Genomic DNA, 12652 nt, shown 5'->3' on the forward strand with positions numbered 1-12652 from the left:
TTATAAAGACGACTTCGGCTTGACTAGCCATCGATCGACCTTTGTTTCTGCGGATGACACCCGATGCTCTTCAACTCGTACCCATTTCTGCTCATCTACCTGCCGCTGGTCGCACTGCTGTTCTTTGCCCTTGGGAAGCACAGCCCCCGGCTCGCCGCCTCGTGGCTGGGTGCCGCGTCCTTGTTTTTCTACGGCTACTGGAACGTGGCCTACGTCGGGCTGCTGCTGCTCTCCATCCTCTTCAACTACGGTGTCGGCTATGCGCTGACCAGGCAGCACGAGCGCGGCGGCCATAGCAAAAACCTGATTCTGACCGTCGGGATCGGCGCCGATTTGGCCTTGCTCGGTTACTACAAGTACGCGAATTTTTTCCTGGACACGGTCAACCATTTGCTCTCTACGCACTGGCCGCTGCAGGAAATTCTGCTGCCGCTAGGCATCTCCTTCTTCACCTTCACGCAGATCGCGTTTCTTGTGGACGTCTGGTCGGGCAAGGCGCGTGAATACAGCTTCATCCACTATCTGCTCTTCGTGACCTATTTCCCGCATCTGATCGCCGGGCCGGTACTGCACCACAAGGAAATGATGCCTCAGTTCGCGCGACCCGAAACCTACCGCCTGTCGGTGGACAACGTGACGATCGGTCTGGCAATTTTCAGCCTTGGCCTGTTCAAGAAGGCCGTGCTGGCCGATGGCGTCGCTCCCTACGCCAACGCGGCCTTTCTGCTGGCGAACAGCGATCAGAAGCTGGATTTTTTCGCTGCCTGGGGCGGTGCATTGGCCTATACGGCCCAGCTTTACTTCGACTTTTCCGGCTATTCCGACATGGCCATCGGCCTTTCCCGAATATTTGGCATCGTCCTGCCCCTCAATTTCAACTCGCCATACAAGGCCACCAGCATCAGCGATTTCTGGCGTCGCTGGCATATGACTTTGTCAAGATTTCTTCGTGACTACCTCTACATCGCGCTGGGTGGCAGCCGCAAGGGTCCGTTCCGCCGTCAGGCAAACCTGATGGCGACCATGCTGTTGGGCGGGCTCTGGCACGGCGCTTCGTGGAATTTTGTTCTCTGGGGCGGACTGCACGGCGTCTATCTTGTAATCAACCACGCTTGGCGCGCGCTGCGCGAAAGTGGTCCGGCGCGCGCTATCGCAGTCGGACGCATCGAACGGCTGGCCGGCTGGGGTCTCACCTTCTTTGCGGTGGTGGTGGCGTGGGTGTTTTTCCGCGCCACCACGCTCGGCGGAGCGCTCAACATGTTGCAGGGAATGCTCGGCATGCAGGGTTTCAGCTTGCCCCTCGCCTTCCTTCCCGTGCTCGGCGGCGCGGCGGACAGCCTGCGCGCTTGGGGGGTCGAATTTTATCTCGGTGGTGGCAGCCGTTTCGCCGCCACCTGGATCTGGTCAGTGGCGTTGCTGTCGATCGCCTTGTTTCTGCCCAATACCCAAGAGCTGATGCGTCTGCACAGGCCGGGCCTCGATTTCTATCCGGCGTCCAGCGAGTCGAGGCTCGAGTGGAAGCCCAACGCCGCTTGGGCCTGGATGATGGCGGGCATCGCGGCGGCCGGCGTGCTATCGCTGTCTCAGGCGACCGAATTCCTTTACTACCAATTCTGAGCCATGGCCAATTATCTTCGTTTGTGGACGGTCGCCCTGCTGGCCACCGTCCTGGGGACGATCGCCGTTAACTACTGGGTGGACCCCTATGGTCTCTATCGGCCCTATCGGGCAGGCGAGAACAAGCCCCACGCCGCGACCCAGGGAGCGCTGATCAAGCCTTATCAAGTGTTGCTGGCACAACCGCGAACCCTTGTTCTCGGCAACTCGCGGGCCGAACTGGGCTTCGATCCGGATGACCCGGCTTGGCCGTCGACCTACCGTCCAGTCTACAATCTCGCGCTGCCGGGTGCCGGCACGCGGACGGCGAGCCGATTGCTGGACCATGTGTTGGCGGCTGGTCAGCCGCAACTGATTGTTCTGGGAGTCGACTTCATGGATTTCCTGACGGCCCCGGAGGCGCGCGACGATGATCCGGCGCCGATCGAAAAGCGGCTGCTGATGGCGGAAGGCGGCCCGAATCGCTGGCGTTGGTGGCAGGTCATGCATGACCGGGCGTCGACCCTGGCATCGCTGGACGCTGTGGTGCATAGTCTGGATACCCTGCGTTTGCGAGGCAGGCCGGAGGCGGCGCATCTCACCGCCGCCGGTTTCAACCCCAGTCACGACTACCGGCAGATTGCCCGCCACGAAGGATACTTCAACCTTTTCAGGCAACGCGACATGGAGAACCTGCGCGCCTACAAGCGACGACCCAAGAATCTCTTCCTGAGCGGTTCGCAGACCTCACCGGCTTTCGACGACGTGGCAGGCATTCTGCGCACCGCAGGTCGTCGGCAGATTGCTGTCACCATAGTGATCTACCCCTATCACGGCCATCTTCTGGAGATACTCCGGAGCACGGGTTGCTGGCCCCTGGTCGAGGACTGGAAGCGAAAACTGACCGATCTGGTCGCCACCGAGGGCGGCGCCGCCGCGCAGTTGTGGGACTTCAGTGGCTACCACGCGTTCGCGCGTGAGCCCGTACCGGGGCCCGGCGACCGCACGACTGAAGTGCGCTGGTATTGGGAAGCCGGACATTTCAAGAGTAGCTTGGGGCACGAGATCCTGCAGCGCATCTTCGAGCGTGGCACGCCCGACTTCGGACTACGTCTGACGCCCGAAAACATCGAACAGCATCTGCAGAACGTACGCTTGGCCGGCGACAGCTATCGTGTGGAGAACGCCCGGTCCTTGAGCGAACTGGCGGCACTGGCTCGCTGAAGGTCGCTGACTGGTCGGCTACCCGTTTTTCAAGAGCGGCAAGGACGAGCGGGTCGTGCAACGAGCCGCGCAGATCCTCCCGGGCATCCTGAGCGACGGGTATCGGAAGATCCCGGGTGTACCGATCGGCGACAGCGAAAGTTTCGCAACCTGTGCCACAGCGATTGACACTGAATGAGGTCTTTCCGCTCCTCTGTCCTGTTGTGGTGGCGAGATGTGCTCATCGCCTTCATCATCGGCGCCAGGGCCGTGCGCGATACACTGGCCCATCCGGGCGAACCGAGCCCGCCATGACGCCTGATTGCAACGGCCCCCGTGTCCAAACGCGAGATAGACGCTGCTTGATGAGGGCTCATATCCTCTCGTCGGTGCCGTTGGATTTCCTGCCCTTTCGACAGGTCGCGGCGACACCCGTGGGCGACTCAGAGCTTCAGGCCCCCGTCGAGTTCGATGACGGTTCCCGTGAGGTAATCGTTGCGCGCCGCGAATACCACGGCCTGCGCCACCTGCTCGGCGCTCCCCAGGCGACGCAGCGGTATCCGGCCGACCCATTCCCTGAGGCGTTCATCGCTCATTGCCGAGTGTGTCGACGGGGTATCGATGAAACCGGGAGCGATCGCCAGCGCCCGGATGCCCAGCCCGCCGAGTTCCTTTGCCCAGGTCAGCGCCAGCGCGTTGCTGCCTGCCTTGGCGGCCGAGTAGGCGCTTTGTCCGGCGTTGCCACGCGCGGCAATCGAACTGATGTTGATCAGCACGCCGCGTGTGCGACGGCGGATCATCTGCTCGGCGACGCAGGAACCCATCACGAAAACCGAGCTGAGATTGAGGCGCAGGGCCTTGTCCCAAAGCCCCGGGTCATGACGCCCGGCCTTGCGGTCGAGCAGGTTGTACAGCGGTGCGCTGCAAATCCAGCCGGCCGCATTGACCAGGATGTCGATCCGCCCATGCTCCGCGACGACCGCCTCCACCGTCCGCGCTGCCTGATCCGGATCGGCCGCGTCACAGACGAAGGCGCGCAGCCGTTCGCCCGGCAATTGGCCGAGCAGTTCTCGGTTGAGGTCGAGCGCGGCGACCCGACAACCCTCGCCGGCCAGCGTCAGTGCGATGCAGCGGCCGATGTTCTGCGCCGCACCGGTGACTACCGCGACCGCGCCGTCAAGCTCCATGGTCGAGCAAGCCTCTCTTGCGCAACTGGTCGACGATGGCGGCGACCGAAACCATGTCGGCGATCTCGTCGCCGTCGAGAACGATCCGATAGTGCTCTTCGATACCGATGACGATCTCCATATGCGCCAGTGAGTCCCAGGCGGCGCAGGTTTTCATCGAGGTGGCGGGAGCTATGTCGCCGATCGGCAGCTTGAGTGCGGTGGCAATGAGTTTCAGGAGTTCGTCCATCGGGGGCGCTCGGAAATCAGCAGGGAGAAGAGACGATGTTGATCACGCGATCGACCGTCTTGGCGTCGAGATCCGGGTAGATCGGCAGGCACAGCACCTGTTCGGCCGTTCGCGTCGCCACCGGCAGATTGGCCGGCCCGGCCGAGGCCATGCCGCGGTACATCGGTAGATTGCTGATCAGGGGGTAGAAATAGCGCCGCACGTGAATGCCGTGACGGCGAAGCGTCTCGTAGAGCTGGTCGCGCGAAAGAGGATAAGCGGCACCGATCAACAGCGGGAAATAGCCGCCGTTCGGGCTCACCCCTTCCGCGCTGGCCAAGCACTGGACTCCCGGAACATTTGCCAGCGCCTGACGGTAGCGGCGGTCGATGGCGAGGCGCGCGCTGATCGCGAGGTCCACGTGTTGTAGCTGCAGCAAGCCGAGCGCCGCCTGAAACTCGCTCATCTTGCCGTTGATGCCGGGGGCGACGACGGTGACCTCGTCGGCAAAACCGAAGTTCTTGAGATAGTCGATGCGTTGCTTGAGCTTGGCGTCGTGGCAGACGATCGCCCCGCCCTCGAAGGTGTTGAACACCTTGGTCGCGTGAAAACTCAGTACCGCCAGGTCGCCCTGCTCGAGCAGCGACCTGCCGTCCACCGAGACGCCGAACGCGTGCGCCGCGTCGTAGATCAGTTTCAGGCCGTAGGTATCGGAGATCTGCTGCAGGCGCTGGCTGGCGCAGGGGTTGCCGTAGCAGTGCACGGGCAGGATGGCCGTGGTGCGCGCCGTGATCGCCGACTCGATCAGCGTTTCGTCGAGGTTGCAGGTATCGCGCCTGATATCGACGAACACCGGCTTGATGCCGTTCCACAGCAGCGCATGCGTCGTCGCGACGAAGGTGTACGGTGTCGTGATGACCTCGCCGGTGATGCGCAGCGCCTGCAGCGCCGTCATCAATGCCAGCGTGCCGTTGGCAAACAGACAGACGTGCGGGACGCCCAGATACTTCCTCAGCGCCTCCTCGAACTTCTCGTGAAACGGACCCGCGTTGGTCAGCCAGCGGCTGTCCCAGATCTCTCTCAAATAGGGCAGAAAGGCTTCCAGCGGGGGCAGGTAGGGCCGGGTAAGGAAGGTTGGCTTGTCGTGCATGCTGTCCAAGGCGGAGTCCCTCAATGTCGCGCCGGCGAGGCGGGTGAAACGGCCTCGTTGCCGCCGGGAGAGGAGTCGGCGCCAGGCCGGACGATCATCGGCCGAGCCATCGACCGTCCGGCAGCTTGCCGAGCGCGGCCGGCGATTCACGTCGTTCCCGCAGCGACCCATTATGCACTGCATTGCGTAAAGCGTGCGCCTCGAATTGCGCTGCCGCTTGCCGGCCGCCATGCCGTTGCCGCCGCCCCGCAACGGTCCTCTTCGCGGTCACGAACGCAAGTTGTGCAAGCTCAGCGGCAGCGAGCGGATTCGCTTGCCGGTGGCCGCGAAGATGGCGTTGCACACCGCCGCCGCCAGGGGCAGGATCGCCGGCTCGCCGTGCCCGCCCCAAAAGCCACCGGTCGGCACGAGGACGGTGTCGACCTGCGGCATTTCGTGAATCCTGGGCAGGCGGAAGTCGTGGAAGTTCGACTCGACGATCCGCCCGTTCTTCACCTTGTTCTCCTGGTAGAGGAGGCTGCCGAGCCCGTACACGACGTTGCTCTCGGCCTGCGCACGGCAGTTGTCGGGGTGCACTACATGGCCCGAGTCGATGGCGACGACGATACGCCTCACCTTCACCTGGCCTTGCGCGTCTACCGACACCTCGGCGACCATCGCCGTGTAGCTGCCGAAACCGTCGGCCATTGCCAGGCCGCGGTACACGCCTGGCGCCGTCGGCTTATCCCAGGCCGCCGCCCTGGCCACGGCTTCGAGGACCAGGCGGTTCTTGTCGTCGGCTTTCAACATGGCCAGTCGATAGGCCAACGAATCCTTGCCGGCGGCGATCGCCAGTTCGTCGATGAAGGACTCGCGGTAGAAAACGTTCTGCTGCCCGGGTGCGCGCCAGAAACCGACCGGCACATGCCCGTTGCGCAGCGCGTAGTCGACGCGCTGATTGGCCACCGCGTACGGCAGGTCGCTGAACGAGCGCACGGCGGTGAAATCGATCCCGTCCTTGAGCGAGCCCGGCATCAGGACATTGAGGATGGACGGGCAGGCAATGCGCGTGTGCAGGGCGACCAGACGGCCCTGCGCATCGAGGCCGGCCTTCAGGCGGACGAGGCTCGCCGGTCGGTAGAAGCCGTGCTGCATGTCCTCTTCACGCGACCACATCATCTTCACCGGCACGCCGGGCAGCGCCTTGGCGATCGTCACTCCCTGCGTGACGAAGTCCTGCGGGCCACCGCGGCGACCGAAACCGCCGCCCAGCATCATCTTGTGCACTTCGACTCGGTCCAGCGGCAAACCGGCCGCCGCCGCGGCGGCGGACATCGACGCCTCGCCGTTCTGCGTCGAGGTCCACACTTCGAGAAAACCATCCGGCCGGAACCAGGCGGTGCAGGTCTGCGGCTCCATCGTCGCGTGGTTGAGGTAGGGCGACTGGTACTCCGCCTCGACCACCTTCGCCGCGCTGGCCAGCGCCGCCGCGCTGTCGCCCAGCGTGCGGGCTTGCGGCAAGGCCGGATCGTCGAGCCCGGCGCGCAGCATGGCCGAAATCGTTTCGCTGCTGGCCAGCGCATGCTCGCCGCTGTCCCAGTCGATCGTCACCTTCTTCAGCGCCTGGTTGGCGCGCCACCAACTATCGGCGACGACAGCGACGAAGTTTTCCTCGCGCAGAATCTTCTTGACGCCGCGCATCGCTTGCGCGGCGCTCGCGTCGATCCGCCGCACCCGGCCGCCAAAGACCGGGCATTGGGCGATCGACGCGTGCAACATGCCGGGCAGCGACACATCGACGCCGAAAACGGGTTTGCCGAGAACCTTGTCGGGAATGTCGAGGCGCGGCAGCGATCGACCGGCGATTTTCCAGTCCCTGGCATCGCGCAGCTTGACCTCGACCGGCGGCGTCAGGCGCGCCGCCTCGGCCGCCACCTGGCCGTAGCGCAACGTCCGGGCGCTGGGCACGTGCGTGATGACCCCGGCGACCGCGCGGCACTCGCTCGCCGGCACCTGCCAGCGCGCTGCCGCCGCCTCGATCAGCAGGTGGCGCGCACTGGCGCCCGCCCGCCGAACGTAATCCTGCGACGAGCGCACGCCCATGCTGCCGCCGGTAGACATCGAGCCCCAGACGCGTTGCCGGCGGATGTGTTCGTTCGGCGACGCGAACTCGGCACTGACCTTGGCCCAGTCGCAATCGAGTTCTTCGGCGACCAGTTGAGCGAGCGCGGTATAGGTTCCCTGACCCATTTCCGAGCGCGCGATGCGGATGACGACGCGGTCGTCGGGATGAACGACGATCCAGGCGTTGACTTCACTCGCTGATTCTCCGCCGGCGGCACCGACCGTCGGCGGGAGGCAGAACCCGAGGGCCAGCCCACCGCCCAGCGCGGCGGAAACCTTCAGGAAATCACGGCGGGACAGTGCTGTCGTCATGGCCTTCATCCTCCCGCCGGCGGCGTTGCCAGGGCATGAATCGCCTTGCGTACCCGCGCGTAGGTGCCGCAGCGGCACAGATTGCTCATCGTCGCATCGATCTCGGCGTCGCTAGGCCGCGGGTTCTTGGCCAGCAGTGCGACGGCGGACATGATCATCCCGGTCTGACAATAACCGCACTGCGGAACCTGGTGTTCGATCCAAGCCCTCTGCACACGGTGCAGACCGTCCTGCGCCAGACCCTCGATGGTCACCACCTGCCGGCCGGCGACGCGAGACACCGGCAGCGCGCAGGCGCGCACGGCTTCGCCGTCGAGGAGTACCGTGCAGGCGCCACAAACGGCGATGCCGCAACTGTATTTCGTCCCGGGCAGGTCGAGGTGGTCGCGCAAGACCCAGAGCAGGGGCATCTCCGGTTCGACGTCGAGCGCGACGGCGCGGTTGTTCACGGTGAATTCCAGCATTCGATACTCCTGCGTGGCGGGGCGCGACGTTCAACTATACCGAAACCCCCTCGCCATCGCGAGCGCCGCAGACGACGCCCGAGCTTAGCCCGATGGCGGCTCGCCAGCCGCAGTCCGTAAGTCGCTCGGGCGATCGATATCGCACAGAATGCCCGGGTCGTCGACTTCGATTAGCATCAACGAACGCGCCTCATCGTCGAGCAGTCGCCGGGCGCCGGTGTCACCCCGCAGACTGGCCAGCGCCGCGAAGCAGCGGCGGGAGAAGCCCACCGGATGACCGCGCCGGCCACCGTAGACGGGAGCGACGATCTCGGCGCCCTCGTGCAAGGCGACCGCGACGGCGCGCACGGTCGCCTCGTCGACGAAAGGCATGTCGGCCAGGGCGACCAGCCAGCCGGCAGCGTCGCGGCTGGCCCGTACGGCGCAGGCCAGGCTGCTGCCGATGCCCAGTTCGCACGCCCGGTCGGTACGCACGTCGATCGCAAGTTCGCGCAGCAAGCGATGGAGAGCCGACTGCTCGCTGCGCAGCACGCTGACGGTATGAGGGCAGACGGCGATCAGGCGCCGCGCCGCCACCAAGGCCATCGGCGTGCCGTCCGCCAGCGGCTGCAGCAGCTTGTCGGCGCCGAAGCGCGTCGATCGCCCGCCGGCCAGCAAGACGCCGACCACCGCACCGCTGTCCGACAACATCTAGCGCGCCTCCCGATCGCCGCCAGCGGCGGCCGCGCTGGCGACCGCCGTCAGGTCGCCCGGGCAGCTTGTACCGGCGAACGCTTGGAGCTTCACTCCGTGTTTGGCGGCGGTCAGTTCGGCGGCGATGGAGACGGCAATTTCAGCCGGCGTGCGACTGCCGATCGGAATTCCGACCGGACCGCGCAAGCGGGCGACTTCGTCCGCGCCCAGGTCGAAATGCTGCCGCAAGCGCTCGCGCCGTTTGGCGTTGTTGCTACGTGAACCCAGCGCGCCGACGTAGAAAGCTGGCGATTTCAATGCCTCGAGCAAGGCCAGGTCGTCCAGCTTCGGGTCGTGGGTCAGCGCGACGACGGCCAGGTGCGGATCGGGGCGCATCGTCTGAACGACATCGTCCGGCATGCCTTCGACCAGGCTGGCGCCCGCGACGTCCCAGGTCCGGCGATACTCCTGCCGCGGGTCGCAGATCGTCACCGCGTAATCGAGCGCCTGTGCCATTTCGGCCAGGTAGCGCGCCGTCTGTCCGGCACCGATGATCAACAGGCGCCAGACCGGGCCATGCACGGTGCGCAGGCAGTGGCCGTCCCAGTGTAGGCATTGGCCGCGCGTCGCATCGCCCAGGCTGACCTGGCCAGTGTTCAGGTCGAGTGTGCGCACGACCAGTCGGCCCTGCGCCAGCCTGGCGTCGAGTTCGGCCAGCGGCGCGCTGGCCGGCGCCGGTTCGACCACCAGTTCGAGCGTCCCGCCGCAGGGCAGCCCGAAGCGCAGCGCTTCGTCGCGTGTGACACCATAGCGCAGCGTGAACGGGCGCTCACCGGCCAGTTGGCCGGCCAGCATGCGAGCGATCAGATCGTCCTCGACACAGCCCCCGGAAACCGACCCGCAGACCAGGCCGTCATCGCGCAAGGCCAACCAGGCGCCGGCCGGGCGCGGTGCCGAGCCCCAGGTGCGGGCCACCGTGAGCAGCGCAAAACGCTGATCCTGAGCCGCCCAGCGGCGTACGGTGGCGAGCACCTGCCGATCGGTGCTGTCCACGTTCAGGCACGCAAGTCTGCGCGGCGTAGCGGCAGGCGCTCCGGAAAGCGGCCGGTCGCCGCGCCGATCGCGTTGGCGACCGCCGGCGCCAGGGGAGGAACGCCCGGCTCGCCGATGCCCGTCGGTTTCGCCGCCGAGGGAACGATGTACACCTCGACGCGCGGCATCTCGCCGATCCGCAGCATCGGGTAGGTGTCGAAATTGCCCTCGACGACAGCCCCGGCGCGCAGTGTGATCTCGCCGTGCAGAACCGCCGACAAGGCAAAGCCGACGGCGCCTTCGACCTGCGACCGGATGTTGTCCGGGTTGATCGCCATGCCGCAGTCCACCGCGCAGACGACGCGGTCGACCTTGACCGAGCCGTCGGCAGCCACCGTCACTTCGGCGACCTGCGCGACGTAGGACTGGAAGGACTCGTGTACGGCAAGTCCGCGACCCCGCCGGCTGCCCGAAGTGGCGGCCGGCAGCGGCCTCGCCCAGTCCGCCTTCTCGGCCGCCAGTTGGAGGACGCCGCGGTGGCGCGGATGCTCGGCCAGCAGTTCGAGACGCCAGGCGAGAGGGTCCTTGCCCAGGGCTCGCGCCAGCACGTCGAGAAAGACCTCGGTCGCATAGGCGGTGTGCGACGAGCCGACCGAACGCCACCAGAGCACCGGCACGCCAATGTCTTTCGGAGTGTGCAGCTCGACCAGGCGGTTGGCGATCGCGTAGGGGAGATTGGCGGCGCCTTCGACCGACAGCGGGTCGATGCCGTCCTGGCGGGTCAGCGCGGCGAACGACGAACCGGCGAGGATCGACTGGCCGACCAAACGGTGTCGCCAGCCGATGAGCCGACCTTCGGCATCGATGGCGGCGGCGAGCGAATGATGGAAGAGCGGCCGGTAATAGCCAGCCCGCATGTCGTCCTCGCGCATCCAGACCAGCTTGACCGGCGCCCGGCCGCCGATCGCCTTGACGATGTGGGCGGCTTCGACCAGATAGTCGGATTCGGTATTGGCCCGCCGGCCAAAACTGCCTCCGGCATACAGCATATGGATCTTCACCCGCTCCACCGGCAGGCCAAACATTTCGGCCAACCGTGCCTGGTCGCCGGTGTTCAACTGTTCGCCATTCCACACCTCGCAACCTTCCTCGCCAAGGCGGATGACGCAGTTCATCGGCTCCATCGCCGCGTGGGCAAGATAGGGCAGGTCGTAGCTCGCGAGGATGATTCTGTCGGCACCGGCAAAAGCCTGTTCGGGGTCGCCAGTCCGCTGCGCGACGACGCCGGGCGACTTCGCCATCTCCCGATAACGGGCGAGGATGTCTGCGCTATCGAGCCGGAAAGCCCGGCTCTCGTCCCATTCGACGCGCAGCGCGTCGCGCCCCTTCTTCGCGCTCCAGGTATCGCGTGCCAGCACGGCGATCCCCGAGGGGATCGGCACGACATCGACGACGCCCTGGACGCGCCGGGCGGCGGTAGCATCGAAGTGGCGCACGGTGGCGCCGAAAAGCGGCGCATGCGCGACCACGGCGACGAGCATCCCCGGCAGCCGGATGTCCTGAGTGAAGATCGCCCGGCCGCTCGTCTTGTCGGCGCTGTCCTTGCGCGGCACGTGGCGGCCGATCAGGCGAAACTCGCCCATCGGCTTGAGCACCACTTCGGCCGGCACCGCTTCCCTGGCCGCGTCCGCCGCCAATTCGCCAAAACGCGCCTGCCGCTTCGTCGCCGCGTGGCTGACGACGCCGTCGCGGACCGCGATTTCGGTCACCGGCACCTGCCAGCGCCTGGCCGCCGCGCTGACCAGCATCGCCCGGCCGGTGGCGCCCGCCTGGCGAAGCTGGTCCCACGAATTGGCCATCGCCGTACTGCCGCCGGTCCCCTGGCTGGGGCCCCAGAACAGGTTGTTGTAACGCGTCGCGTCGGCCGGCGCCCCCTCGACGCGGACGGTCTGCCAGTCCGCGTCGAGCTCCTCGGCAAGAATCGTCGCCAGGCCGGTGTAGCTGCCCTGCCCCATCTCGAGATGCTTGGCGATCACGGTGACACTGTCGTCGGTCGCGATGCGCAGAAAGGCATTCGGTGCGAAAGGCACCGCTACCGAGGCGGTTTGCCCGGTGGCCGGCGGGGCCGCCCTCGCCGGCAGGCAGAAAGCGAGCGTCAAACCGCCGGCCTCCTGCAAAAAGCGGCGGCGGCGACGGTTTTCGATAGTCGGGTCGTCCATGCGGCGCTCCTAGGCGAGGGATCTGGCGGCGGCGTGAATTGCCGCGCGGATGCGCTGATAGGTCGCGCAGCGGCACAGGTTGCCCGCCAGCGCGTGGTCGATGTCGGCATCGGTCGGCGCCCGGTTGCCGGCCAGCAGTGCGGTGGCGCTCATGATCTGCCCGGACTGGCAGTAGCCGCACTGCACGACGTCGAGTTCCCGCCAGGCCGCCTGCACCGCCCGGCCGATCCGCGACTGGTCAACGGCTTCGATCGTCGTCACCGCCCGCCCGGCGACCGCCGACACCGGCGTCACGCAGGCGCGCACCGGGCGGTCATCGACATGCACGACGCAGGCGCCGCAAAGCGCCTGCCCGCAGGCGTACTTGGTCCCGGTCAAGCCGAGCGTGTCGCGGAGAACCCAGAGGAGAGGCGTATCGGGAGCGACGTCGATCGGCTGCGGCCGACCGTTGACCTTGAGCTGAATCATGCGATGGCTCCTGTCGAAGGACGCGAGACGAGAAATTC

Annotated in this window: 11 protein-coding genes; 2 read left to right on the top strand and 9 right to left on the bottom strand. The window is 66.1% G+C overall.

Annotated elements, in window-relative coordinates; genetic code table 11:
• Positions 1-63 precede the first annotated feature (63 nt).
• Entirely contained in the window at positions 64-1617 is a 1554-nt protein-coding gene (locus Q1M07_RS15530) for an MBOAT family protein (protein ID WP_300454980.1), read from the top strand.
• A gap of 3 nt (positions 1618-1620) precedes the next feature.
• Positions 1621-2820, top strand: coding sequence for a hypothetical protein (locus Q1M07_RS15535; RefSeq protein ID WP_300454983.1), 1200 nt, complete (start codon positions 1621-1623; stop codon positions 2818-2820).
• Between the two features lie 422 nt (positions 2821-3242).
• On the opposite strand, the gene Q1M07_RS15540 is transcribed toward Q1M07_RS15535, so the two are convergent.
• The 9 genes from Q1M07_RS15540 to Q1M07_RS15580 form a co-directional block, all read right to left on the bottom strand.
• Positions 3243-3986: an SDR family oxidoreductase gene (locus Q1M07_RS15540; protein WP_300454986.1), complete on the bottom strand. Its 744-nt coding sequence runs from the start codon at positions 3984-3986 to the stop codon at positions 3243-3245.
• Positions 3976-4215 (bottom strand): acyl carrier protein, encoded by a 240-nt coding sequence (locus tag Q1M07_RS15545; protein WP_300454990.1) that lies wholly within the window; start codon positions 4213-4215, stop codon positions 3976-3978. Before Q1M07_RS15545 ends, Q1M07_RS15540 begins: the two co-directional genes overlap by 11 nt.
• A 16-nt stretch (positions 4216-4231) precedes the next feature.
• Positions 4232-5344 carry a DegT/DnrJ/EryC1/StrS family aminotransferase gene (locus tag Q1M07_RS15550; RefSeq protein ID WP_300454993.1) on the bottom strand — a complete coding sequence of 371 codons (1113 nt, stop codon included), beginning with the start codon at positions 5342-5344 and terminating at the stop codon, positions 4232-4234.
• Between the two features lie 267 nt (positions 5345-5611).
• On the bottom strand, positions 5612-7768 hold the full coding sequence (locus Q1M07_RS15555; protein WP_300454996.1) for a molybdopterin cofactor-binding domain-containing protein: 2157 nt from the start codon (positions 7766-7768) through the stop codon (positions 5612-5614).
• Positions 7765-8223, bottom strand: coding sequence for a 2Fe-2S iron-sulfur cluster-binding protein (locus tag Q1M07_RS15560; protein ID WP_300454999.1), 459 nt, complete (start codon positions 8221-8223; stop codon positions 7765-7767). The genes Q1M07_RS15555 and Q1M07_RS15560 overlap by 4 nt, the downstream gene beginning before the upstream one ends.
• 84 nt (positions 8224-8307) lie before the next feature.
• Positions 8308-8913, bottom strand: coding sequence for a nucleotidyltransferase family protein (locus tag Q1M07_RS15565; protein ID WP_300455002.1), 606 nt, complete (start codon positions 8911-8913; stop codon positions 8308-8310).
• Complete coding sequence (locus Q1M07_RS15570; protein WP_300455005.1) at positions 8914-9948, bottom strand: XdhC family protein; 1035 nt, start codon at positions 9946-9948, stop codon at positions 8914-8916.
• 2 nt (positions 9949-9950) lie between these two features.
• The gene (locus Q1M07_RS15575; protein WP_300455008.1) at positions 9951-12146 is read right to left on the bottom strand and encodes a xanthine dehydrogenase family protein molybdopterin-binding subunit; all 2196 of its coding nucleotides are present in this window, start codon (positions 12144-12146) and stop codon (positions 9951-9953) included.
• A gap of 9 nt (positions 12147-12155) precedes the next feature.
• Positions 12156-12614, bottom strand: coding sequence for a 2Fe-2S iron-sulfur cluster-binding protein (locus Q1M07_RS15580; protein ID WP_300455011.1), 459 nt, complete (start codon positions 12612-12614; stop codon positions 12156-12158).
• Positions 12615-12652 lie beyond the last annotated feature (38 nt).

Origin of the sequence: Accumulibacter sp., assembly GCF_029255285.1 — a bacterium.
Lineage (GTDB): Bacteria > Pseudomonadota > Gammaproteobacteria > Burkholderiales > Rhodocyclaceae > Accumulibacter.

Bases quoted from the DNA above. Each gene is read 5' to 3' on its own strand.
- Q1M07_RS15530 (WP_300454980.1), top strand. From the start codon at position 64: ATGCTCTTCAACTCGTACCCATTTCTGCTCATCTACCTGCCGCTGGTC.
- Q1M07_RS15535 (WP_300454983.1), top strand. From the start codon at position 1,621: ATGGCCAATTATCTTCGTTTGTGGACGGTCGCCCTGCTGGCCACCGTC.
- Q1M07_RS15540 (WP_300454986.1), bottom strand. From the start codon at position 3,986: ATGGAGCTTGACGGCGCGGTCGCGGTAGTCACCGGTGCGGCGCAGAAC.
- Q1M07_RS15545 (WP_300454990.1), bottom strand. From the start codon at position 4,215: ATGGACGAACTCCTGAAACTCATTGCCACCGCACTCAAGCTGCCGATC.
- Q1M07_RS15550 (WP_300454993.1), bottom strand. From the start codon at position 5,344: ATGCACGACAAGCCAACCTTCCTTACCCGGCCCTACCTGCCCCCGCTG.
- Q1M07_RS15555 (WP_300454996.1), bottom strand. From the start codon at position 7,768: ATGAAGGCCATGACGACAGCACTGTCCCGCCGTGATTTCCTGAAGGTT.
- Q1M07_RS15560 (WP_300454999.1), bottom strand. From the start codon at position 8,223: ATGCTGGAATTCACCGTGAACAACCGCGCCGTCGCGCTCGACGTCGAA.
- Q1M07_RS15565 (WP_300455002.1), bottom strand. From the start codon at position 8,913: ATGTTGTCGGACAGCGGTGCGGTGGTCGGCGTCTTGCTGGCCGGCGGG.
- Q1M07_RS15575 (WP_300455008.1), bottom strand. From the start codon at position 12,146: ATGGACGACCCGACTATCGAAAACCGTCGCCGCCGCCGCTTTTTGCAG.
- Q1M07_RS15580 (WP_300455011.1), bottom strand. From the start codon at position 12,614: ATGATTCAGCTCAAGGTCAACGGTCGGCCGCAGCCGATCGACGTCGCT.